This is a genomic window from Mucilaginibacter tolerans, assembly GCF_030519375.1.
Taxonomy (GTDB): Bacteria; Bacteroidota; Bacteroidia; order Sphingobacteriales; family Sphingobacteriaceae; genus Mucilaginibacter.
This window is the reverse complement of record NZ_JAUMKB010000004.1, coordinates 170319-193252: the sequence shown is the minus strand read 5'-3', so window position 1 is coordinate 193252 and position 22934 is coordinate 170319. Positions and strand designations below refer to the sequence as shown.

The following is a 22934-nucleotide window of genomic DNA, read 5'->3' as shown; positions in this document are numbered from 1 at the left end:
AATATTATTTCAGGTCAAACAGATCGTTTACACCTAATATCTTTCGTGATATAAAGCCTTCTGCAAATTTAACTCCTATACTTTTCCCGTACTCCCGTGCACGTGCCTCTATAACCTGAATAAATTCAGGGGATGAAATGTAAGTTTGTGGTTCATTTTCCCACTCTGGATTATAGAATTGTGAGCCAAATGCATGAATGCTTTCAATCTTCTTATCCCAGTATTCCGTTACATTCACCAGAATATCAGGTTTAATGTAATTATCCTGTATAAAGTGCAACACTAATTTTGGACGCCATTCCTGCTGCTTTTCACCATGATAATAAGTTTCAATCTTACGCAAACCGGATAAAAATGCAGAATCTTCTACTAAATCACTGGCGCGTCCATGATCAGGATGCCGGTCATGATATGCATTGGTGATTACTATTTCTGGTCTGAACCTCCGGATAGCTTCGATTACTTTTAGCTGATGCGGCTTGTTATTTTCGAAAAAGCCATCGGGCAACTCAAGGTTATCGCGCACAGCAAGTCCCAGTATTTTGGCCGAAGCCTCTGCTTCTTTATCACGTATTTCGGCTGAGCCTCTTGTGCCCAACTCACCGCGGGTTAAGTCAACTATTCCCACTTTTTTTCCAAGGGCAATTTCTTTGGCAATAGTCCCTGAGCAACCCAGTTCAGCGTCGTCGGGGTGCACCGGCAATACCAGTATATCTAATTTCATATAAAAGGCAATTTAAATTTAAGCCGACAGCAAACGTGCGATTTTCTTCCGTATTTTGGAAGAGGTTGGTTTCGTAAAAGGGTAAAAAAAATCGGTAACCTGTCCGGCTTTGCTTACCAGGAATTTATGAAAATTCCACCTGGGAGTTGATTTTAGTTGACCATTCAACTTTTTATCAGCAAAAAACTTGTAGAGCGGATGAGCATAAGGACCACGAACCCTGATCTTTTCAAAAACAGGGTAATTAGTTCCCATTTTCTTGCAAAACTCTTCTATTTCCAGTCCTTCTAAAGGCTCCTGTCCTCCAAAATCATTAGATGGGAATGCGAGAATTTCAAAGTCCTGATCTTTAAATTGCTCCTTTAATACTGCTAAATCTTTAAGCTGAGGGGTAAACCCGCATTCGGATGCGGTATTGACAACCAATAATACCTTATCCTTGTAATCAGATAAGCTTATCTCTTCACCGTTTAATTGTTGCACATTAAACTGGTAGATGCTGTTATTATCCATTAATTCTGATAGGAATAGTATCCTGCCTGTTGTAGAATTGCTTCGATATCTCTTTCCTCATTGGGGTCGTAGGTTTCCTTCAGGTTGTGGCCAAAGAACCTAGCAACAGACTGAAACATAAATGCCTTCAATCCGCCCTTCAATTCCTTTACCATCGTATAACTGGTGGTACCGGTTTGCCTGTCAATCAATTTAATCAGTATCTCACCCTGACTAATTGTCAGGTTTTCAATTTCCTTCTTAAACAGTGATTTTATTTCTGTTTCGCAGGTATCAACCATGCGTTTTTGTACTTTCTTGTCGGCAGTTGTAGCCAGGCTCCGCTGTAGTTTCTGGTACCTTTCAGCGGCCAGTTTCGCATAAGGCATCACTTTGTAAACATTATACCTTAAACGGTTATAAGCATCCCTGTCGGCCTGGCTTTTAAATATACGCACATCAACTATCTTCACTTCCTGCGTAACGATCATTGGCACCAGTTCGCCGTCAATATTGGTAAGATATGTTTTGATGGTATCATTTTTGCCCGTAGGTAAAGGACGAGGCAATTGCTCCTGGGCTTTTACAAAAGCCGCACTACAGCAAAATACCAGAAGAAAACCAAGAAATTTCATAATTTTACGTATTACAAAATTAAAGTAATTTTTTTGGTATTTAAATCTCAACCGGCAATTAATCAATTTAGTTGCAAGTTAATTACTATTATACGGGTAAATGCACATGAAAGATTTAGTGATTGATATAGAAGCTGAAAAGACTGAAATACTGAAAAGATACCGTGCTTTACTACGCGCCAGTAAATCCACTTTGCAAAAAGGTGACAAGCGGATGATACGAAAGGCCTTTGATATGGCGCTGGAAAGCCATAAAGATATGCGCCGTAAATCCGGCGAGCCTTATATCTATCATCCTATAGCCGTTGCACAGATCGCTGCTGAAGAGATTGGACTTGGAACCACCTCTATTGTATGTGCTCTATTACACGACGTGGTAGAAGATACCGCTGTAACACTCGACGACATTGAAAGAGAGTTTGGTAAAAAAGTAGCTAAGATCATCGACGGGCTTACCAAGATATCGGGGGTATTCGACACTAATAGTTCGTTACAGGCCGAAAACTTCCGTAAAATGCTGCTCACCCTTGCTGATGACGTAAGGGTGATTCTGATAAAGTTGGCCGATCGCCTGCACAATATGCGGACGATGGAGTTTATGCCGCGTGACAAGCAGCTAAAGCTTTCATCAGAAACCGTGTATTTATACGCCCCTCTTGCTCACCGCTTGGGTTTATATGCTATAAAATCTGAGCTGGAAGATCTCTCTATGAAATACATGGAGCGCGAAACCTATCAGTTCATTAAAAATAAGCTGAACGAGAAAAAGGCAGAGCGCGAAAAATTTATCCGTGATTTTATTGAGCCATTAAAAAAGGTGCTGGAAGGCCAGGGATTGCATGCTGATGTGTTTGGCAGGCCGAAATCTATCCACTCCATCTGGAACAAGATGAAGAAGAAGGCTATACCTTTTGAGGAGGTATATGATCTTTTTGCCATCAGAATTATACTCGATAGTGCTCCTGAAAATGAAAAATCCGAGTGCTGGAAGGCATACTCGATAGTTACCGACCTGTACCGCCCTAATCCGGATCGTTTGCGCGACTGGATATCATCGCCTAAAGCAAATGGGTATGAATCGTTGCACACCACGGTAATGGGTCCGCGCGGGCAATGGGTTGAGGTGCAGATACGCACCAAACGCATGAACGAGATTGCCGAAAAAGGCTTTGCCGCGCATTGGAAATATAAGGAGTCTTCAAGCGATAGCGGGCTGGATCAATGGGTACAAAAGGTGCGCGATATGCTGAAAAACCCTGAATCAAATGCCCTCGATTTTTTGGATGATTTTAAGATGAACCTCTTCTCTGATGAGATATTCATTTTTACACCAAAGGGCGCACTCATTCAGTTGCCACAAAATGCCACCGCGCTTGATTTTGCCTTTGAAATACATACCGACGTGGGTGCAAGCTGTATTGGAGCAAAGGTAAATCACAAGCTTGTCCCGCTGAGCTATAAACTGCAAAACGGCGATCAGGTGGAAGTGATCACATCAAGCAAGCAAACGCCAAAAGAGGATTGGCTGAATATTGTAGTAACCGCCAAGGCAAAAGCAAAGATCAAATCGGCCTTAAAAGAAGAAAAACGTAAAGTTGCAGACGAGGGTAAGGAAATATTGGAGCGTAAAATGAAGTCGCTCAAAATTACCTACAACTCTGAAAATATTCATAAGATCAGTTATTACTTTAAACTACCTTCTACCCAGGACCTTTTCTATAATGTTGCCCAGGGCATCATTGACATGAAGGATCTGAAGGAATACCAGGCTTCGGAGAAAGTAATAGAAAACAAGCCACAGGAAAAAATTGAAGCCGAACAGGTACAAGGTCTGCTGCGCAATATCAAGGCAAAAGACAGCGATATGCTGTTGATTGGCGAGGACATGCAAAAGATTGACTATAAGCTGGCCAACTGTTGTAATCCTATTCCGGGTGATGATGTTTTCGGTTTTATTACCGTGAGCGATGGCATCAAAATTCACCGCACCAATTGCCCTAATGCTGCTAAACTAATGGCTAATTACGGCTACCGCATTGTAAAGGCCCGCTGGACCAACCAGCAGGAACTGGCATTCCTTACCGGGTTACGCATTACTGGCATTGATGACGTGGGTCTGATCAATAAGCTAACCACCGTTATCTCAAATGATTTTAAAGTGAATATGCGCTCCATTACTGTAGATAGCGATAATGGCATTTTTGAAGGCTCCATAATGGTGTATGTCAACGACACCGAGCATCTGGATAATCTGATCAAGCGCTTAAAGATGGTAAAGGGTGTTACTTCGGTGAACCGGTTTGATTCCGCTATCGAAAAAGCGTCTTGATGTTGGCTGATTGAGTTAAGTGGTTAATTAGGTTGATTAAGTTTGCTAAACATTACCCTCTAACTCAATAAACTTAATCAACTCTTAACTAAAATAAATAACTTTGACCCGTTAATAAAATACTATGTCCCAACAGGAAACAACAGCTATGGTCAGAAAGATTTTCGAGGCTTATCTCGAAAATAAAAACCTCAGGAAAACCCCTGAGCGTTTCGCCATACTGGAAGAAATTTATTCGCGTTCTGATCATTTTGATGTGGAGTCATTATACATCCACATGAAAAATAAAAAATATCGCGTAAGCCGCGCTACAGTGTATAATACATTGGAGCTGCTGGTATCCTGCGACCTGGTGACCAAACACCAGTTTGGCAAAAACATGGCCCAGTTTGAGAAATCGTATGGCTATAAACAGCACGATCACATCATCTGTATCGACTGTGGAAAAGTGGTCGAATTTTGCGATCCCCGCATCCAGCAGATACAAAGTATGATGGGCGGACTACTCAAATTCGAGATCAAACATCACTCTCTTAACCTTTATGGAAATTGTGAAAAACTAAAGGCAGGGTTTTGTGAGAGAAAAGTATAACTTTGCCACCTTTGATAAAATTCAATATCAGTTAAATGGCTGTTGACGTATTATTAGGCCTCCAGTGGGGCGACGAGGGTAAAGGGAAAATTGTTGACGTACTAAGCGCAGGTTATGACCTGATCGCACGTTTCCAGGGCGGCCCCAACGCCGGGCATACCCTCGAGTTTGATGGAAAGAAATTTGTCTTAAATACCATTCCTTCGGGGATATTTTTTGAGAATACGCTTAACCTGATCGGTAATGGCGTCGTGATCGATCCAATCACCCTGAAAAAGGAGTTAGAAAAGCTGAAAGATGCCGGGCATGACCTTTTGGCAAAAAAGAACCTGGTGATCGCAAAAAAAGCTCACCTGATATTGCCTACCCACCAGTTGCTTGATGCTGCTTCTGAAAAGAAAATGGGTGAAGGTAAAATTGGTTCGACCCTGAAAGGTATCGGTCCGACTTACATGGATAAAACAGGCCGTAACGGTTTGCGTATAGGCGATACTACCTTACCTGATTTTAAGGAACGTTACCAAAAACTGGTTGACAAGCATACATCCATGCTGCAATCATTATATGGTGAAGTGCCTGACTTCAGCGAACGCGAGAAAGCATTCTTTGAGGCTATCGAGCTGATCCACAATTTCCCATTGGTTGACTCAGAGCATTTGGTAAACAGCTATTTGAAAGAAGGTAAAAAAGTTTTAGCTGAAGGCGCGCAGGGCGCTATGCTGGATATCGACTTCGGGTCCTATCCGTTCGTAACCTCCTCAAATACAACTGCTGCGGGTGCTTGTACCGGTTTAGGTATTGCTCCAAGCAAAATTGGTGACGTAATTGGTATTTTCAAAGCTTACTGTACCCGTGTTGGCGGTGGCCCTTTTCCTACTGAACTGGAAAATGAAACAGGTGAAGAACTTCGCCGCATAGGCCATGAATTTGGTGCTACAACCGGCAGACCACGTCGTACCGGATGGATCGATCTTCCTGCTTTGAAATATGCCATTATGCTGAGTGGCGTCACTCAATTGGTAATGACCAAAGCCGATGTGTTAAGCGGTTTTGAAAAAATATACGCCTGCACCCATTACAAATACAATGGCGAGATTATCGACTACATGCCTTATGATATCTGCTCGGTAAAACCAGAACCTATTCTTAAAGAAATAGATGGCTGGAACGAAGATCTGACTGGCATTACTGAACTTTCTGAGATACCTGCAAAACTGAAATCCTATATCGATTACCTGGAAGCAGAGTTAGGCGTTCCGGTAAAATTCTTGTCGGTTGGCCCAGACCGCAAGCAGACTCTGCAGTTACACTAAAGTCAATTTTACTAAAATCATACGAAGGCTCTTTGCAATGCAGGGAGCCTTTTCATTTTACTTGATTACATTTACACCGTGATAATCCCGGTAACCGACCCCGAACTTTTCAAACAAAAAGCCTTACATTGGGCGTCATCATATGACGTATTTTGTTACCTGGATTCCAATAATTTCAATGATAAGTATTCAAAGATCGATCTGTTGCTGGCGGTTGGAGTTAAAGATGAGCTGATTACACCCTCTAGTTCTTCGTTTGAAGCCCTTGAAGATTTCCGTACCAAAAACCCAGGATGGGTAACCGGTTTTTTAACTTATGATCTGAAAAATGTGATCGAAAAGCTGGAATCCAACAATCGCGATCACCTGTTATTTCCCAACCTGTATTTTTTTGCGCCGAAACATTTGCTGATGGCTAAAGATGACCAGCTTGAGATTATTTCTGATGATCCGGATAAACTGTTGGCTGAGATAAACAACCAAATAGTCCCAGATAATAAAACTGTACAGCATATAAGCCTTAATTCTCGTTTTAATAAACAGGAATATATCGACACGGTCATCAAAATCAAAGAACATATCAGTCGCGGGGATATTTACGTAACCAACTTTTGCCAGGAGTTTTTTGCAGAGAATGCTGTTATCGATCCGGTACAGGCCTTCATCAAGCTGAATCAAATTTCACCCAATCCTTTCGGTGCATTTTTTAAGCTGAGGGATAAGTATATCCTATCAGCATCGCCGGAACGTTTTCTTGCAAAACGAGAGGGCAAACTGATTTCTCAACCCATCAAAGGAACATCAAAAAGGTATGATGACCCGCAATCAGATGATCTTTCCAAAGAAAAACTAAAAGGTCATCCAAAAGAACTCCAGGAAAATGTAATGATAGTTGATTTAGTGCGGAATGATCTTACCAAATCAGCTAAAGCTGGAACGGTGGTATCTGAAGAATTATTTGGCATTTATAGTTTTAGGCAGGTTCATCAAATGATATCGACGGTGGTCTGTGAGTTAAGTGAAAACGTTTCATCTGTCGAAGCCATCAGAAATACCTTCCCTATGGGTAGTATGACCGGTGCGCCGAAGATCAGCGCTATGCAATTGATGGAGCAATACGAGCGAAGCAAGCGCGGAGTATATTCAGGCGCGGTCGGTTATTTTAGTCCGGATGGTGATTTTGATTTTAACGTGGTGATTCGCACACTGCTTTATAACGAAACAAACCCGTATTTATCCTTCCAGGTTGGTAGCGCCATCACTTATCATGCAGACCCTGAAAAGGAATATGAAGAATGTTTGCTTAAAGCACAGGCAATTCTGGAAGTTTTGGGGCAAAGCGGATTTTCGTCCCACCCCTGACGATTATATCCGAGCCATCCGCAAAAAAAGCCGAGTAAGGCTGAGCATTTAGGAATGGTTCAAACGCTTTCCCATAAAGGTGGGCTATATCCGCATCAAATATGGTATCAGTCACTGTACCGGCATTCCAGCTGATATGTTCTACCTGGTATTCCATCGTCAATTCCTCACCGATCTTATTGTATCCCCAGTAATGTTCCAGTATAAACTCTTCCTGACTGCCGGCAGAAATCGGTAAAAGTTTATTATTCACCGTTCCGCCTAAGCGATTCCAGCGGCCATTCAGTTTCCATTCGTACAGGTATTGGGTGTTGCGTTCAGAAATAGAGTTAATACTATGCCTCATCGGCATGGCGCTGTAATGTTCTTTATAAAGATTATTAGCTATCGAGGCGATCATTGGTTTTGGAACAATCTCGCTTACAAATACCGCTCCGCGCTTCCATTCTTCGCCATCAAAATATTTTACATAGAAACGGAGGTTCACCTCCTCAAAATTGGTATGCAGCGGCCATTTGATTCGTTTCACTCTGGTCTCTCTGAATAAGAAACCCACCATGCTCACTAAAGCTTTTCCTTGCCATAGATCAAGCTCGGTAAAGGGCGGTAAGTGTGGTTTCAAAACCTCCGGATCGACCTCATAATTCAGCATGATGAGGTTATTCCATTTAGCGGTTAAGAATGCGGCGTTAGGTACCGACATAGCTTCACTATTTATTGGCGGGGCCGGTAATATTTCATCGCCTCGGGTATGTGGTTTTTAATATCCCGAATTCGTGTTTCATCGGCCGGGTGTGTGCTCAAAAACTCTGGCGGAGTGCCCCCCTGATTTTGTGCAGCCATCCGTTGCCAAAATAATACAGCATAATTAGGGTCGTAACCGGCCATAGCCATGAAAGTTAGCCCCAAACGATCCGCCTCTGATTCCTGGTTTCTGGAGTATTTTAATAATACCAATTGTCCACCCACACCATATAGCTCATTAACAACAGCCTGAGTGGTTTGCGATTTGTCAGATGCAGCAGCGCCAACCAAAGCACTGCCGGCTTCAGCTGCCATTTGTTGCGATATCCGTTCAGCAGAATGCCGTGCAATCGCATGCCCAATCTCATGCCCCATTACTGTGGCCAGCCCCGCATCATCCATAGTGATAGGTAAAATACCGCTATAAACGGCAACCTTGCCCCCGGGCATGCACCATGCATTCACCTCTTTACTTTGAATCAGATTAAATTCCCAGTTAAAACTATACTGATCGCCATAACCATTGGTTTTGAGGTAACTCTCAATTGCCGCAGATAACCTGTTGCCCACCCGTCTAACGCTTTCAGCATCACGCGTACCGGTAATCACTTTGGTTTTTGGATCTGACAAAAGCTGTTTATAGCTCTGGGCGGCTGAAGTATTGATCTCACTATCGCCGACCAGGCTGAATTGCTTCCGTCCAGTTAATGGAACAGTGGAGCATGAGATTAATATTGCCAGTAAACATGAAAAAAAAGAAAACTTCATTTTAGCCATATTAGGCCTCCTTTCGTTTGAATAGATTGACTTTTGATTCCTTCCCCTTCAATAATCGTTCAATATTCTTTTGGTGTGTAACCAATATTAAGGCACAGATACACATACCATAAATGATGACCGAACGGATATATAAGGGATAAACAAATGTAACACCAATAAGGTAGGTGAACCCCGCAATAATAGAGCTAAGTGATACGTAGCGGGTGACAAGCAAGACGATGATAAATACGATGACACATAACAATGCCGCCTGCAAATGCACCGCCAGCACCATTCCGAATAATGTTGCTATGCCTTTTCCCCCACGAAAACCTGCAAAGATTGGAAACAAGTGCCCCATTACGGCTGCAATTCCCAAAGCTAATTCAAGATTGATATAGGATACAGAATGAGGGCCGCCTGTTGTTGATATTCCTATAAAAACTACCAGTTTGGTGGCAGTAAACCCTTTTAGTATATCAATAAGCATAACAGGTATGCCTGCTTTTTTCCCGAGCACCCTGAAAGTGTTGGTGGCACCGGCATTACCACTGCCATATTCGCGCACATCGATATCATAAAAGGCCCGTCCAATCCACACCGCAGTTGGGATGGATCCCAACAGGTAAGCCAAAACGAGTGCCCAAATCGTGTATTCGTTGATCATTCCTGCACAATATTAATAAAATGATACTGTACTCGCTACTTTAGTCGTTAATAAAACGGTTTATTCTTATCTGAACGCTGGTTGACACAATTATATAATTTCATAGAAACTGATCTCTAATCATTAATCTCCAACCTCTACTCACACCGCCTTCAGGCTCAGATCCAGGCTTTTTACTGAGTGAGTCAACGCGCCTACCGAAATATAATCTACGCCACATTCAGCGTACTGACGGATGTTAGCTATCGTGATCCCTCCCGACGCCTCGGTATCATATTTACCACCGATCATACTTACCGCTTTCCGAAGATCATCGAAATTAAAATTGTCCAGTAAGATACGGTCAACACCGCCTGCATCCAGAACTTGTTGTAGCTCGTCCAGGTTGCGAACTTCTATCTCAATAGCTAGCTTCTTGCCGGTTTTCTGTAAGTAATCTTTTGTATTCTGAATCGCTTGTTTAATTCCCCCCGAATAATCTACGTGATTATCCTTGATCAGGATCATATCAAACAAACCAAAACGATGATTAACCCCTCCTCCTATCTTTACAGCCCATTTTTCGAGGTAACGCATTCCGGGAGTAGTTTTGCGGGTATCTAATACCTTGGTTCCTGTTCCTTTTAGTAATTCAACTATGTCGTGAGTTTTAGTAGCTACGCCCGACATACGCTGCATACAGTTAAGTATAAGACGCTCTGCTTTCAATATGCTTTGCGCATCACCTGTTACTTCCAGTACAATATCTTTTGGTTTTATTTTAGCAGCATCATGTAACAGCACATTCACAATAAGGTTAGGGTCGACTTGTTTAAATATTTCGACAGCCAACTCAACACCAGCCAATATGCCCGTGTCTTTTACTAGTAATTTTGCTTTCCCTTGTGTACCGGCAGGAATGGTTGCCAGTGAGGTGTGATCGCCATCGCCAACGTCTTCGGCCAAAGCATTGGCTATAAAGGAGTGTATATATTCTTTATCCAAACTTTTGAGTTTTATAGCCCAAAAGTATAAACATTTGCTGATTATTTTGCTTTTTCAGCCTCTATCCGCAATTCGCTCACTTCAAATTTTCCGTTTACATTTTTAAGTGATACACATGTACGGTAGCTACCATTAGAAGTACCAAGAATGATTACTGCATATTGATAATGTGTATTTGAGGTGATACGATGCAATACTTTTGCCGATCGGGGCTGGCAACGTTTAAAAAAATCGGCCAGCGCCTGTTCAGCCTGGGTATTGGAATAAACATTGTTTTCTCCCAGAATAGTTATTTCAATGGAAGATGAAAAAGTAGCGGCAAGTTCGTGTGTATTCCCGCCCTTTAACAATTCGGCAGTTCTGTCTATGACATCCTCGGGAATCGCGGACATAAAAAACAAAGGAACGAAGAGAACAAATTGGTATAGCAGCTTCATGTCAGTTAAGGTAAATTATCCGAAATAAGCCCAATCCAAAAATTAATCCTATTAAACGCTTATTAATCTTAAAACGTTGCCATTATATTTGCATTGTGGAAAAAAACAAAAAAGTAGTACTAATTATACTCGACGGCTGGGGTTATGGCCGTAATGACAAGTCAAATGCGATATATGCAGCCAATACACCATTTTTTGATTCAATGCTGCAGAAATACCCAAATTCAAAACTTGAAGCTTCGGGCACAGCAGTAGGTTTACCTGCCGGACAAATGGGAAACTCAGAAGTGGGGCACATGAACCTGGGTGCCGGGCGTATTGTTTACCAGGAACTTGGACGCATTCATAAAGCCGTAGATGACAATGAATTCCCCACCAATCCGGTTATCAAAGAAGCTTTTGAATACGCAAAACAAAATAATAAAGATGTGCATTTCATTGGGCTGGTTTCTGACGGTGGTGTGCATTCACACATAAAACATTTAGAAGGGCTTTGCGATGCTGCAGGGCAATTCAACCTGGAGAAAGTTTATATCCATGCTTTTTTGGATGGCCGTGATACTGACCCAAATTCCGGCGTGAAATTTATTGGTGAGTTAGAGGATCATATTAAAAATACACCGATAAAACTGGCTTCTGCAATAGGGAGATATTATGCGATGGATCGCGATAACCGCTGGGAACGTGTTAAAAAAGCATATGACCTGCTGGTTAACGGCACCGGGAAACATAGTCAGGATATGCTTACTTCCATAAAAGAATCATACGAAGCGGGAGTTACTGACGAGTTTGTTGATCCGATTGTTCGGGTAGATGAAAACGGCGATCCTTTGGCAGTGATCAAAAACGATGATGTAGTGATCTGCATTAACTTCCGGACTGACCGTGGACGTGAGATCACACAGGCGTTAACGCAAAAGTCTTTCCCTGAGCAAAACATGCATCCGCTCAATCTGCATTATGTCACTATGACCACCTATGACGAGACATTTAGGAATGTCCGTGTAGTGTTCACGAAAGATGATCTGACTAAAACATTGGGAGAAATATTGCAGTATGCCGGGAAAAACCAGATACGTATTGCTGAAACAGAGAAATATCCGCATGTCACATTTTTCTTTTCGGGCGGTCGCGAAAAAGAGTTTGTAAATGAAAAACGTTTATTAATTCCGTCGCCCAAAGTTGCTACATACGACCTTCAGCCTGAAATGAGCGCCGAAGGCATACGTGATGCGATCATTCCCGAACTTAAAAGCGGCTGGCCAGATGTGGTGATCCTGAATTTTGCCAACACTGACATGGTGGGCCATACAGGGGTATTTGAAGCAGTGATAAAAGCTGCTGAAACTGCTGATCGTTGCACGCGGGCCGTTGTAGAAACTGGTATAAAAAATGGTTACTCGTTTATCATCATTGCCGACCATGGCAACGCCGATTACATGATAAATGATGACGGCTCGCCTAATACGGCGCATACCACCAACCTGGTACCGTGTATTGTGATCGACGACGATGTAAAAGCTGTGAAAGACGGCAAACTGGGTGATATCGCTCCTACTATCCTAAAAATGATCGGGGTGGATATTCCTAAAGAAATGACTGGAAATGTACTGGTATAAAAGATACCTTCTTTTAATATCCTCATTTATATTATTGCTGGGCATTGCTTCCTGTAAAAGGGATAGCAATGCGGCAGCTGATTCCAAGGCTTTTTTTGACATCAAGGGATATTTCGAGGCTGATTCAGCCCGATTGACCAAAGGGAATCCCCTGATCACTAAAACTGTAACCCATAATCAGATCCCCGAAACTCAAAAAGTACACATTCCTAATTGGGGTACCGAATTAAGCTTATTTATTGGATCTGATATTAACAAGCCAGCATGGAGAAATAGTTATGATGTGAATTCCACAGACAATATAACTATTTACGCTGCTAAAGATCCTGCACTTAAAACACAAAGGGTTGTCATAAAAAATGAAAATGGCAAACTAAAGTGGATAATGATAGTCAATCATACCAAAAACATTTTGTATGAGAACACGGAAAAATTAAGCTATTTTCCGGATTCACTGTACCTGATCCAAAAAAAACAACGGGTAAGACTACTCGGAACCGATACCTACCAGATAAGCGGCCTATTCAGATAAATTAGTGATGGGCTGTTTTGGCAGCAACATTAATGCTACCCAATTTACCCCTGGCCGATTCCATTAAATTGGAAATATCCTGACGGGATGGGTTATCAGATAAAACTTTCTCAAAATCCTGAATTGAAGCTTTCAATGAATTTATTGCAAGGTTTTTGTCGTAGAAGCGTGAGCCTGGCTGAAGTTTAAAATCGCTGTAATCGCGGTAGGCAATAGCCCTGTTCTGGTAGTATTTTATATTATCCTGTGTATTATTCGGGTCGACAGCAATAGCTTTAGTATAATCCAGAATAGCCCCCAGAAGGTTTTTTTCCTTATCCTGATCAGTCAGATGACTGTCTTTTGCCAGATAGCTTTTTGCCCTTGCACGATAGTAATAAGCGGAGCCATCAGCCGGCTTTATAGCGATTACCCGATTATAAGCCTGTATGGACTTCCTATAGTTTTCGCTGTGATAATAAGAATAGCCTAACATCCAGAGTGCACTGGAATTTGTTGAGTCAATAATGCATGATTTTTCCAGATGGCTGACTGCCGATTTAAAGTCACCATCCAAAAAAGCCTGCTGCCCCATCTTAAAATAAGCGTTCTGCGCGATCGCCGCATTAAGCGTGGAGACAATCAGAAAAGACAGTATTGCAGTACCTTTCATCAAAAATCAGTTTGTAAAATAAAAATGGTAAACTTTACCTTACGCACTATTAACTTATTTTGTGTAAAAATATTATATTAATGTATCATTTTTATTAAAAATTACGTTCAAGCAGACTCTAAAGACCCTAAAAACCATGCTGACTTTTTTTCATCCACCCGGCACTTTTCTGACGCCTCCGGGTATATCTGCCTACATTGATATAAACCGCAAAAAATCATAAGTTTACATAATATTAATTGCAACAATTCGTAATATTTTCATCTTGGCATAAGTCTTGACTAATAAGGTTACTGCGGCAACCAACATGTTTTTTGCCCATTAACTTTATTGGTGTAGCTTTACAGCTGACAATATGACGTTTTTCAACCAACGAGATAGAAAGGGAATTTGATGAGTTTTGATCCATTCGATTTTAAAAATGCTTTACCTATAATAAATGAGGAATCAGAGTTCTTTCCGCTGATGTCATCAGAAGATGAAGAGGAAATGAATAATGAACACATCCCGGATATCATGTCGATTTTGCCTTTGCGCAATACGGTATTGTTTCCAGGAGTGGTAATTCCGATCACGGTAGGCAGAGATAAATCGATCAAACTAATACGCGACGCTAACAAGGGTAAAAAAATAATAGGTGTCGTGGCACAGCAGGATACTGCTATAGAAGATCCAACATTTAGCCAGCTGAACAAAGTGGGCACTATTGCCCTCATTATAAAAATGCTTCAAATGCCTGATGGTAACACAACCGTGATACTACAGGGTAAAAAGCGCTTTTTACTAAAAGAAGAAGTTCAGAGTGAACCTTATTTAAAGGCGGTAATTGAGCCTTTTAAGGAAATAAAGCCAAAAGAAGATAAAGAATTTAAGGCCATGGTTTCGTCCATAAAGGATATGGCCATGAGCATTATACAGCTTTCGCCGAATATCCCGAGCGAGGCAGGAATTGCTATCAAAAATATCGAAAGCACTTCGTTCCTGATCAATTTCATATCATCTAATATGAATGCAGACATGGCCGCCAAGCAGCGTTTGCTTGAAGTTGCTAATCTGCGCGAACGTACTAAACTGGTATTGGAACACCTGACACTCGACCTGCAAATGCTGGAACTGAAGAACCAGATACAAAGCAAGGTACGCATTGACCTGGATAAACAGCAGCGCGATTACTTCCTGAATCAGCAATTGAAAACTATACAGGAAGAGTTAGGGGGCAATTCACCTGATCTGGAAATTGAAGATCTGCGTAAGCGGGCTGCTAAAAAGAAATGGGGAAAAGAGGTAAATGATCATTTTGGCAAAGAACTGGAAAAACTGGCACGCACTAACCCTGCTGCTGCGGATTATTCGGTTCAGATCAACTACTTAGAATTACTGCTTGATTTACCATGGAGTGAGTTTACCAAGGATAACTTCGACCTGAAACGCGCTCAAAAGATATTAGATAAAGATCACTTCGGTCTCGATAAAGTAAAGCAACGTATTATTGAATACCTGGCCGTGCTAAAATTGAAGCACGACATGAAGGCCCCGATCCTTTGTCTGGTCGGCCCTCCCGGAGTTGGAAAAACTTCCTTAGGCAAGTCGATAGCCAAAGCATTGGGGCGCAAATACGTACGTATGGCACTGGGCGGTATCAGGGATGAAGCCGAGATAAGAGGTCACCGTAAAACCTACATTGGTGCGATGCCGGGCCGTATTATTCAGGCTATTAAAAAGGCCGGAGCAGCCAACCCGGTTTTTATCCTGGACGAAATAGATAAAGTAGGCAACGATTTCAGGGGCGATCCGTCATCAGCTTTGCTTGAAGTGCTTGACCCTGAGCAAAACAGTACATTTTATGACCATTACGTGGAGGTTGATTTCGACCTTTCAAACGTAATGTTCATAGCAACAGCCAACTCACTGAGTACCATACAGCCGGCATTGCTCGACCGTATGGAGATCATCGATGTAAATGGTTATACTATTGAAGAAAAGATCGAGATAGCAAAACAACACCTGGTGCCAAAACAACGTGAGGCACATGGATTAAAAGCTAAGGACGTTATTCTCAAAAATGATGTTCTTGAAAAGCTAGTCGAAGATTATACCCGCGAATCAGGCGTACGTTCGCTCGAGAAAAAGATCGGTTCTGTAGTGCGCGGCATTGCGAAGACCATTGCAATGGAAGAGCAGCATGTTCCTCAAGTGTCTAAAAAGGATATCGAGAAAATATTAGGCGCACCAATATTTGATAAGGACCTTTATGAGGGTAATGAAGTAGCAGGTGTAGTGACAGGTCTTGCCTGGACCTCGGTAGGTGGTGACATCCTGTTTATCGAAGCAAGTTTAAGTCCCGGTAAAGGGCGTTTAACGCTGACCGGCAATTTGGGTGATGTAATGAAGGAATCAACCACCATTGCTTTAGCTTACTTACGGGCTCATGCAAAAGATTTCGATATCAATCCAAAATTATTTGATCAATGGGATGTACACGTGCACGTGCCAGCCGGCGCCACGCCTAAGGACGGCCCTTCTGCAGGCATTACCATGCTGACCGCTTTAACATCCGCATTTACTCAGCGCAAGGTAAAACCACATCTGGCTATGACCGGCGAAATAACGCTGCGTGGCCGGGTACTGCCGGTGGGTGGTATAAAGGAGAAAATATTAGCTGCTAAACGGGCCAATATAAAGGAAATCATCCTGAGTAAATCGAATCAAAAAGATATACAGGAAATAAAAGAGGACTATATTAAAGACCTTAAATTCCATTATGTTACTGATATGAAAGAGGTGATTAATATGGCTCTTCTTGGTGAAAAAGTAAATAATGCTTTGGATCTTACGGTAAAAGAAGATTTGAACCCCGTTATGAATTAATTGCCACCTATAAACAATCTCATTATTAATAGGTTACACAAAGCCCTCCCCACTGGAGGGCTTTACTTTTTTATATTTAGCTACCCGCCTGAAACATTTTGATTTACAGTAACGTAAAACCCGCTAGCTAAACTAACTAAATAGTGTTTATAATGAATATTCTTTTTACATCTAAGGGCCGGGTTATCATTCTAATGCTTCTGGTGAGCCTGTTCGGTCTTCGACTGACAGCATCTGCCGCAAGTATGAGGATGGTTTGTGATACAGATACGACTGCAAAGAAAAAGGCAAATAAACAGGTTATTACCTCTGATACTACACTGGTAATAAAAGGCGGTTCGACTATATTGAGGAACGCGGATACCATCTTAATTATTAATGGTGTTCCCACAAAGATCTCTAAAGCTTCGCCGAATGTAAAACCTGATCTGGGTATTAATATGGATGGTGGTGCAAAGGCCGACTCAGCTGCCAAGGGCTTCCAGGTAGCACCTGCTTCTAAAATAAGAACTATCTATACACCGACAGAGGGTACCATACAAGTAAAAAACAACCCGGGTGACCAACCAACCAATACTACCATTGTTGCACCTCCTACAGATGGCGTAATTCAGGTGCGGGGCGGCGGAAACCAGGGGCAGGTCACTACGGTACCGGCACCGGGTGGCAAGGCTCCGGCTGTGATTCCTGTTCCGGGCAATGGTGCAGCAGGTAACGCAAGTCCTGGCAATGCTAATCCTGCCCAGGATGGTGCTTCGGGCGTGTCAAAGCCCGATGCAGGTAAGGCCAACCCATCTTCAGGTGATGTTACCAACGGTGAAATACAGGTGGGCGATCAAAATGCTGCCGGCAATGCTAAAAATGGCAATAATGGTAAAGTAAAACACGATACCACTACGGTATTAAAACACGACACGACGACTATCTTAAAGAAAGATACAACTACTATATTAAAGAAAGACACCACTACAATTATAAAAAGAGATACGACCACTATCTTGCAAAGAGATACTGTTACCATCATCAAAAAAGACACGATAACTATCACCAAACGCGATACGATTGGTTCATCTGCTCAAACAGCAGAACAGGACACTACTGATTACAGCCAGATAAAGGCTAAAAATTACTACCTGCAAATTGGAGGCGCTGGTTTAGCCATATCGGCCAACTATGATGCCCGCTTCAATGCAGAGCGAAACGGATGGGGTTATACAGTAGGTATAGGCGGGTTCTCGTCAGAAGGGAACAGTGTAATAACGGTGCCATTCCAGATAAACTATCTGATAGGCGAACATAGTTCCATGTTACAGGTCGGTGGAGGGGCCACGTTTATGCGATCCACAGGCAATAACACGGGCAAAACATGGTCGTTCGACAAGATAACAGGTTTCGTTGCCACAGGCTCGTTAGGCTACCGATACCAACCTGAGCATAAGGGAATTAGCTTCAAAGTAGAGTTTGTACCGATCCTTTATGATGAAGGCATTATCCCGGCAGGTGGTATAAGCATAGGATATACTTTTAAATAAATAGTTGATTAAGTTTTTAAAAGCTCCGGTTTTACCGGGGCTTTTTTTATTTTAGCCATTATTTGTTGAATTAGCCCAATGATTTACAGAGCAATTTGTTTCTTTTTATGCCTCGCTTTTAGCACTCAGGTATTTGCTCAATCGCACAGTAACGAGATTGGCATTCAAACAGATGATGACTCCTACCTGGCGCAAGGGTCGGACAGGTATTACAGTGCAGGAAATTTTGCTTATTTCCGCCATGCTTTAAATGTAAAGGATACCCTCAGGCTCCGCAACAAAATCCTGGGTTTTGAATTCGGACAAAAGCTTTATACCCCACATAGCGGCAGTATAGATTTTACAGGCGCTGATGACCCTCAGTATATTGATCGTCCTTTTGCTGCTTATTTGTACGTAGGTTCAAGCCTCAATCTTTTATACAAAGATGAAAGCAACTTAAAACTAGGTGCACAACTAGGAATAGTTGGCCCTGCTGCCTTAGGACGTCCTATACAGGAATTTATACACCGCGCTTTTGGCCTATATCACCCAAGCGGTTGGGAATACCAGATTGACAATGACCTTGAACTAAATCTTTCAGCAGAATATAACCGGCTTCTGGCCAGAACTTCATGGGCTGATGTGTCATTAACCAGCTATGCTGACCTGGGCAATGGGTTTACCGGCGCTGGGATAGGGCCTATGTTTCGCCTTGGTGATTTCAACCAGTTATTTAACTCATTAAGCACCCAAAGCACCGCCATTAAATCGGGGTCTTTTAAACCTCTGAATTCAAGAGAACTATTCTTTTATTATAAACCCCAGTTAAATGCGGTTATTTATGATGCCACTGTTCAAGGTAGCCTGTTCGGCTCCAAGTCGGCAAATAGCATGGAGGTAACACTTAGTCCAGAGCACTTTGTATTTAGTAACCAATTGGGTATAGGTTATTCAGGTAAGCGGTTTGTGGCTGATATAGCTGCTGTATTTCGCACTAAAGATGTAAAGGGAATGCGCGAGTCGCACCAGTGGGGTTCGGTTACTTTGCTGTACCGGTTTGATTAATCACTAAAATCTCTCCTTCGGTTTTCCTTTTTAGCCGCCTGTATTTTCTTCTTGGCCAGCCTTGCTTCTATCATTGCTCTTGAAGGTTTACTTGCTTTGCGTGCCTTAGGCCGATGAAGCGCCTGCGTAAGTATTTGCTGTAGTTTTCCTAATGCTTTCTCTTTATTCAGGTATTGGCTTCGCTCCTCTTCGCACATTACTTGCAAGTACCCGTCTTTATTAAGCCTGGTTTGCAGCTTTAATTGCAGTAATGCCTTTTCTTCATCGGTGAATAAATTTGTTTGAGTTAAATCAAACAACAACTCTACTTTACTGGATACTTTATTTACGTTTTGTCCGCCCTTGCCACCGCTTCTGGATGTTTTGTAAGTAACCTCTTTCTGGAGGTCGTCTTTAGTGAAGTTCATTTTTCAAAGGTAATTATTAGTTGGATTGGTTGATTGAGTTGGATTAAGTTGATTAGGTTCTTATTTACGATTTTAGAATTACGATTTACGAATGAATTTTTAACGCAGACAATCACCTAATTCAATCAACCATTCAACTTAATCAACTACTTAACTCAATCAACTAAATTTTCCTAAATTAGTCTCCCGATGAGCAATAATATTGTGATAGCTATTGACGGCTATTCTTCCTGCGGTAAAAGTACCTTAGCCAAAGCATTAGCCAAAAAGCTTCATTTTATTTATATCGACAGCGGTGCCATGTACCGTGCCGTGACACTTTATTTTTTGCGCAACAATATTGATCTGAAAGATCATGAGCAAATCACCGATGCTTTAAAAAACATTCATCTCAATTTTCACTCCCGCGATTATCAGACTCATATCACGCTCAACGACGAAGAGGTTTCCGAAGAAATACGCCAGATGCCTGTCTCGGACAATGTAAGTGATGTAGCTGCTCTGCGCGAGGTAAGGCACGAAATGGTGAAACAGCAGCAGCGCATGGGGCGTTCCAAAAATATCGTTATGGATGGCCGCGATATAGGCACTACTGTTTTCCCGGAAGCTACACTTAAAATCTTTATGACTGCCGATCCTAAAATAAGGGCAGAAAGACGATACAAAGAACTGCATGAAAAAAACCCTGATATTACTTTAGAGGAAGTATTTGAGAATATTGCCCACCGCGATTACCAGGACACTACCCGTGCCGAAAGCCCCTTGGTTAGGGCCCCTGACGCCATCATCCTCGACAATACCAATATGACGCCTGATCAGCAACTGCAATTTGCCTTGGATAAGGTGAACACCAATAAATGACTTAACAAGATTTAATTCTGATAATTTGCCAATCAAAATCTGAGGAAGACATTCAATCGGTGATTCAGACACCAAGCTCTAATCTCTGATTAACTAATCACCAATCTCAAACTTCTCCGCCTTCACCCCAAAGCGATTTAAAAAATCAACGCCTTCATCGCTGGGTAAGCCTTTATATTGCGCATACGATTTCATAAAATAAACATGTTTTATCCCGGCTGAGAATATCAACCGCGCGCAAGGCAGGCACGGCGAAAGTGTGGTATATAAGGTCGAACCTTCCAGGTTAGCACCATTTTTTACAGCATACAATATGGCGTTCTCTTCAGCATGCAGTGCAAGCGAGCAGCTGCCGCGGGCATCTCTCGGGCAGCCAACCTCGGGCCATTCCTCATCGCAGTTGTGGGTGCCCGCCGGCGGACCGTTATAGCCGATAGAAATAATACGTGTATCTTTAACCAAAACAGCACCGACCTGTGCCTTAACGCAGTGTGAGCGCAGGGCCAGGTCGGTTGCCAGGTTCATAAAAATATGATCGAAACTTAGTTTAGTCATTTGTTAATCAGTCATTGGTCATTGGTCACTGATCGGTGTCAATCAGGCAAACTTAACTAATGACTAATGATCAGTGACTAATGACAAATTAGTGCCCCCCTCCGGCTTCCATATTATCTACATCAATGCCCTGTTTCTTCAACTCAGCACCGGCCTTTAATGCGAAGAATGCCAGGTAAGCAAAGCATAATACAGGTATTACATAAGATAGATGTATACCGCTGGTATCAGCCAATATACCTTGTACCGGAGGAATGATAGAGCCTCCTAGAATCATCATAATCAAAAATGCCGAACCCTGGCTGGTGTATTTTCCAAGTCCTGCGATAGATAAGGCAAATATGGACGGCCACATAATTGAGCAGCATAATCCGCCACTGATAAATGCCAACAGACCCACACGACCTGTGGTCATCAATCCGACAACCATTGCCAGTATACCTAGTATACCAAATATCATAAGTGTACGTACCGGCTTCTGTTGACCGATCATAAATCCCGCAATCAAAACTATCACACAGCACACATAAATATACAGGTTAGAAACATCTACACCGTTAAGCTTGTTGGCAACGAGTACAACTCCAAATGCGAATAATGGGACAATAACTGTAAGGATATTTTTAGCTGTTTTTGAAAGATTAAATACAGCAATGGCCCCTGTCCAACGACCGATCATTAAACTTCCCCAATATAAAGAGATGTAAGGGGCTATTTCTGATTCTTTAAACCCGCCAAAATCAGGGGTCTTTAAAAGTGCGCCCATGTTACTTTGAATAGTCACCTCGACACCCACATAGGTGAATATAGCGATCATCCCATAAATCAATTGAGGGTAATGCATAGCGCCCCATCCTTCAGTACTTTTACTGGATGCCGATAAAGATGCCATTAAAGTAACCAGAATAATTGCTAAAGCAGTATAAACAAAATATGCTTTTGACAGCCCAGTCATAGTTGCAAGAGGAGTAGCCGCCAGGATAAGACAAAAAGCAATAAATATGACAATCAGCGGCAAATTGGTTTTTGTACTGGCTTCGATCTTTTCATCACTGGTAACTTTAGGTAGATTTGATACCCAGAAAAATATTGCTACCGCGATATACAAGGCGGCAAGTATGTAATACAGATTATCTACAGCTGTGATTTTAACGTCAGCAGCTGGTATCATTTTACCCGCGCCTCCAAATAAAACTATACTAACAACAATTGGCCCCAGCAATGTCCCAAAGTTATTCACACCGCCGGCAAGGTTTAATCTATTCGACCCGGTTTGCGGGGAGCCAAGAGCTATCACAAATGGATTGGCAGCTGTTTGTTGTAATGAAAATCCTAAAGCAATGACAAAAAAAGCACTCAGAATAAAACCGAATGATCCTGAATTTACAGCCGGTACCATCACAAGCGCGCCTATCGCTGATATAACAAGACCATATATAATACCATTCTTATAACCTAACTTGTTCAGTATGTCGACTTTGGTAGCCTGGGACGCGAAATAGAGCACAAGGGAACCAATAAAATAGCCTCCGTAAAATGTAAAGTCGATCAGCTGAGATTCAAATTGGGTAAGGCTAAAATGCGCTTTACAAAAGGGGATAAAGATACCGTTGGATGCGGCCAGAAAACCCCAAAAGAAAAACACCGTAATGATAGTATACAGCGCAGAGCCGTAACTTTTAGAATTGTTTTGTTCCATTTGTTATTTAGGTTGGAATAATTAGTTTACAAGACACTAACATAAAGATTATTTTTAGAAATCGGCATATACTTTTTTAATAATAAATCCGAATTTTAAGTTTGGTTGTTTACTGTTAAAAATC

Annotated in this window: 22 protein-coding genes; 10 read left to right on the top strand and 12 right to left on the bottom strand. The window is 42.0% G+C overall.

Translation table 11 applies throughout. The annotated features are described in order from the left end of the window. Positions 1–4: 4 nt before the first annotated feature. The 3 genes from bshB1 to Q3A68_RS07510 are packed head-to-tail and all read right to left on the bottom strand — an operon-like array spanning position 5 to position 1851. Complete coding sequence (gene bshB1, locus Q3A68_RS07520; protein ID WP_302900446.1) at positions 5–724, bottom strand: bacillithiol biosynthesis deacetylase BshB1; 720 nt, start codon at positions 722–724, stop codon at positions 5–7. 18 nt (positions 725–742) lie between these two features. Beyond that, entirely contained in the window at positions 743–1237 is a 495-nt protein-coding gene (locus Q3A68_RS07515; protein WP_302900445.1) for a glutathione peroxidase, read from the bottom strand. Continuing rightward, positions 1237–1851 (bottom strand): DUF4294 domain-containing protein, encoded by a 615-nt coding sequence (locus Q3A68_RS07510; protein WP_302900444.1) that lies wholly within the window; start codon positions 1849–1851, stop codon positions 1237–1239. The genes Q3A68_RS07515 and Q3A68_RS07510 overlap by 1 nt, the downstream gene beginning before the upstream one ends. Positions 1852–1957: 106 nt before the next feature. Between Q3A68_RS07510 and Q3A68_RS07505 the strand changes: the two genes are divergently transcribed. The 4 genes from Q3A68_RS07505 (at position 1958) to Q3A68_RS07490 (ending at position 7447) form a co-directional block, all read left to right on the top strand. Beyond that, positions 1958–4180, top strand: coding sequence for a RelA/SpoT family protein (locus tag Q3A68_RS07505; RefSeq protein ID WP_302900443.1), 2223 nt, complete (start codon positions 1958–1960; stop codon positions 4178–4180). Positions 4181–4304: 124 nt separating this feature from the next. Beyond that, positions 4305–4772, top strand: a complete 468-nt coding sequence (locus tag Q3A68_RS07500; RefSeq protein WP_302900442.1) for a Fur family transcriptional regulator — start codon at positions 4305–4307, stop codon at positions 4770–4772. A 35-nt stretch (positions 4773–4807) separates the two neighbouring features. Beyond that, positions 4808–6085: an adenylosuccinate synthase gene (locus Q3A68_RS07495; protein ID WP_302900441.1), complete on the top strand. Its 1278-nt coding sequence runs from the start codon at positions 4808–4810 to the stop codon at positions 6083–6085. A gap of 78 nt (positions 6086–6163) precedes the next feature. After that, positions 6164–7447: an anthranilate synthase component I family protein gene (locus Q3A68_RS07490; RefSeq protein WP_302900440.1), complete on the top strand. Its 1284-nt coding sequence runs from the start codon at positions 6164–6166 to the stop codon at positions 7445–7447. Here the strand turns inward: Q3A68_RS07490 and Q3A68_RS07485 are convergent. The 5 genes from Q3A68_RS07485 to Q3A68_RS07465 form a co-directional block, all read right to left on the bottom strand. Continuing rightward, a complete protein-coding gene (locus Q3A68_RS07485; RefSeq protein WP_302900439.1) occupies positions 7389–8150 on the bottom strand; it encodes a YqjF family protein in 762 nt (253 codons plus the stop codon). The two genes, Q3A68_RS07490 and Q3A68_RS07485, sit on opposite strands and share 59 nt — an antisense overlap. A gap of 11 nt (positions 8151–8161) precedes the next feature. Next, complete coding sequence (locus Q3A68_RS07480) at positions 8162–8959, bottom strand: M48 family metallopeptidase (protein ID WP_302900438.1); 798 nt, start codon at positions 8957–8959, stop codon at positions 8162–8164. 10 nt (positions 8960–8969) lie between these two features. Beyond that, the gene (gene plsY, locus Q3A68_RS07475; RefSeq protein ID WP_302900437.1) at positions 8970–9617 is read right to left on the bottom strand and encodes a glycerol-3-phosphate 1-O-acyltransferase PlsY; all 648 of its coding nucleotides are present in this window, start codon (positions 9615–9617) and stop codon (positions 8970–8972) included. A 141-nt stretch (positions 9618–9758) separates the two neighbouring features. Beyond that, on the bottom strand, positions 9759–10601 hold the full coding sequence (gene nadC, locus Q3A68_RS07470) for a carboxylating nicotinate-nucleotide diphosphorylase (RefSeq protein ID WP_302900436.1): 843 nt from the start codon (positions 10599–10601) through the stop codon (positions 9759–9761). 41 nt (positions 10602–10642) lie between these two features. Beyond that, the gene (locus tag Q3A68_RS07465; protein WP_302900435.1) at positions 10643–11038 is read right to left on the bottom strand and encodes a DUF4783 domain-containing protein; all 396 of its coding nucleotides are present in this window, start codon (positions 11036–11038) and stop codon (positions 10643–10645) included. Between the two features lie 92 nt (positions 11039–11130). On the opposite strand from Q3A68_RS07465, the gene gpmI reads away from it, so the two are divergent. Beyond that, a complete protein-coding gene (gene gpmI / locus Q3A68_RS07460) occupies positions 11131–12657 on the top strand; it encodes a 2,3-bisphosphoglycerate-independent phosphoglycerate mutase (RefSeq protein ID WP_302900598.1) in 1527 nt (508 codons plus the stop codon). Beyond that, a complete protein-coding gene (locus tag Q3A68_RS07455) occupies positions 12644–13189 on the top strand; it encodes a hypothetical protein (RefSeq protein WP_302900434.1) in 546 nt (181 codons plus the stop codon). Before gpmI ends, Q3A68_RS07455 begins: the two co-directional genes overlap by 14 nt. 1 nt (position 13190) lies before the next feature. On the opposite strand, the gene Q3A68_RS07450 is transcribed toward Q3A68_RS07455, so the two are convergent. After that, positions 13191–13841: a tetratricopeptide repeat protein gene (locus Q3A68_RS07450; RefSeq protein WP_302900433.1), complete on the bottom strand. Its 651-nt coding sequence runs from the start codon at positions 13839–13841 to the stop codon at positions 13191–13193. Between the two features lie 393 nt (positions 13842–14234). On the opposite strand from Q3A68_RS07450, the gene lon reads away from it, so the two are divergent. The 3 genes from lon (at position 14235) to Q3A68_RS07435 (ending at position 19288) form a co-directional block, all read left to right on the top strand. Beyond that, on the top strand, positions 14235–16709 hold the full coding sequence (gene lon / locus Q3A68_RS07445; protein ID WP_302900432.1) for an endopeptidase La: 2475 nt from the start codon (positions 14235–14237) through the stop codon (positions 16707–16709). A gap of 152 nt (positions 16710–16861) precedes the next feature. Next, positions 16862–18241, top strand: a complete 1380-nt coding sequence (locus tag Q3A68_RS07440) for a hypothetical protein (protein ID WP_302900431.1) — start codon at positions 16862–16864, stop codon at positions 18239–18241. Positions 18242–18319: 78 nt separating this feature from the next. Further along, on the top strand, positions 18320–19288 hold the full coding sequence (locus Q3A68_RS07435; RefSeq protein WP_302900430.1) for a lipid A deacylase LpxR family protein: 969 nt from the start codon (positions 18320–18322) through the stop codon (positions 19286–19288). Here the strand turns inward: Q3A68_RS07435 and arfB are convergent. After that, a complete protein-coding gene (arfB, locus tag Q3A68_RS07430; protein WP_302900429.1) occupies positions 19285–19695 on the bottom strand; it encodes an alternative ribosome rescue aminoacyl-tRNA hydrolase ArfB in 411 nt (136 codons plus the stop codon). The two genes, Q3A68_RS07435 and arfB, sit on opposite strands and share 4 nt — an antisense overlap. A gap of 189 nt (positions 19696–19884) precedes the next feature. Between arfB and cmk the strand changes: the two genes are divergently transcribed. Continuing rightward, complete coding sequence (gene cmk / locus Q3A68_RS07425) at positions 19885–20556, top strand: (d)CMP kinase (RefSeq protein ID WP_302900428.1); 672 nt, start codon at positions 19885–19887, stop codon at positions 20554–20556. 93 nt (positions 20557–20649) lie between these two features. Here cmk and Q3A68_RS07420 read toward each other — a convergent pair whose 3' ends face one another. Continuing rightward, positions 20650–21111, bottom strand: coding sequence for a deoxycytidylate deaminase (locus Q3A68_RS07420; RefSeq protein ID WP_302900427.1), 462 nt, complete (start codon positions 21109–21111; stop codon positions 20650–20652). 88 nt (positions 21112–21199) lie between these two features. Continuing rightward, on the bottom strand, positions 21200–22810 hold the full coding sequence (locus Q3A68_RS07415; RefSeq protein WP_302900426.1) for an MFS transporter: 1611 nt from the start codon (positions 22808–22810) through the stop codon (positions 21200–21202). Between the last annotated feature and the right edge of the window lie 124 nt (positions 22811–22934).

Excerpts from the sequence above, each read along its gene's own strand:
- bshB1 (WP_302900446.1), bottom strand. The coding sequence starts at position 724 with ATGAAATTAGATATACTGGTATTGCCGGTGCACCCCGACGACGCTGAA.
- Q3A68_RS07515 (WP_302900445.1), bottom strand. The coding sequence starts at position 1,237 with ATGGATAATAACAGCATCTACCAGTTTAATGTGCAACAATTAAACGGT.
- Q3A68_RS07510 (WP_302900444.1), bottom strand. The coding sequence starts at position 1,851 with ATGAAATTTCTTGGTTTTCTTCTGGTATTTTGCTGTAGTGCGGCTTTT.
- Q3A68_RS07505 (WP_302900443.1), top strand. The coding sequence starts at position 1,958 with ATGAAAGATTTAGTGATTGATATAGAAGCTGAAAAGACTGAAATACTG.
- Q3A68_RS07500 (WP_302900442.1), top strand. The coding sequence starts at position 4,305 with ATGTCCCAACAGGAAACAACAGCTATGGTCAGAAAGATTTTCGAGGCT.
- Q3A68_RS07495 (WP_302900441.1), top strand. The coding sequence starts at position 4,808 with ATGGCTGTTGACGTATTATTAGGCCTCCAGTGGGGCGACGAGGGTAAA.
- Q3A68_RS07485 (WP_302900439.1), bottom strand. The coding sequence starts at position 8,150 with ATGTCGGTACCTAACGCCGCATTCTTAACCGCTAAATGGAATAACCTC.
- Q3A68_RS07480 (WP_302900438.1), bottom strand. The coding sequence starts at position 8,959 with ATGAAGTTTTCTTTTTTTTCATGTTTACTGGCAATATTAATCTCATGC.
- plsY (WP_302900437.1), bottom strand. The coding sequence starts at position 9,617 with ATGATCAACGAATACACGATTTGGGCACTCGTTTTGGCTTACCTGTTG.
- Q3A68_RS07465 (WP_302900435.1), bottom strand. The coding sequence starts at position 11,038 with ATGAAGCTGCTATACCAATTTGTTCTCTTCGTTCCTTTGTTTTTTATG.
- Q3A68_RS07455 (WP_302900434.1), top strand. The coding sequence starts at position 12,644 with ATGTACTGGTATAAAAGATACCTTCTTTTAATATCCTCATTTATATTA.
- Q3A68_RS07450 (WP_302900433.1), bottom strand. The coding sequence starts at position 13,841 with ATGAAAGGTACTGCAATACTGTCTTTTCTGATTGTCTCCACGCTTAAT.
- lon (WP_302900432.1), top strand. The coding sequence starts at position 14,235 with ATGAGTTTTGATCCATTCGATTTTAAAAATGCTTTACCTATAATAAAT.
- Q3A68_RS07440 (WP_302900431.1), top strand. The coding sequence starts at position 16,862 with ATGAATATTCTTTTTACATCTAAGGGCCGGGTTATCATTCTAATGCTT.
- Q3A68_RS07435 (WP_302900430.1), top strand. The coding sequence starts at position 18,320 with ATGATTTACAGAGCAATTTGTTTCTTTTTATGCCTCGCTTTTAGCACT.
- arfB (WP_302900429.1), bottom strand. The coding sequence starts at position 19,695 with ATGAACTTCACTAAAGACGACCTCCAGAAAGAGGTTACTTACAAAACA.
- cmk (WP_302900428.1), top strand. The coding sequence starts at position 19,885 with ATGAGCAATAATATTGTGATAGCTATTGACGGCTATTCTTCCTGCGGT.
- Q3A68_RS07420 (WP_302900427.1), bottom strand. The coding sequence starts at position 21,111 with ATGACTAAACTAAGTTTCGATCATATTTTTATGAACCTGGCAACCGAC.
- Q3A68_RS07415 (WP_302900426.1), bottom strand. The coding sequence starts at position 22,810 with ATGGAACAAAACAATTCTAAAAGTTACGGCTCTGCGCTGTATACTATC.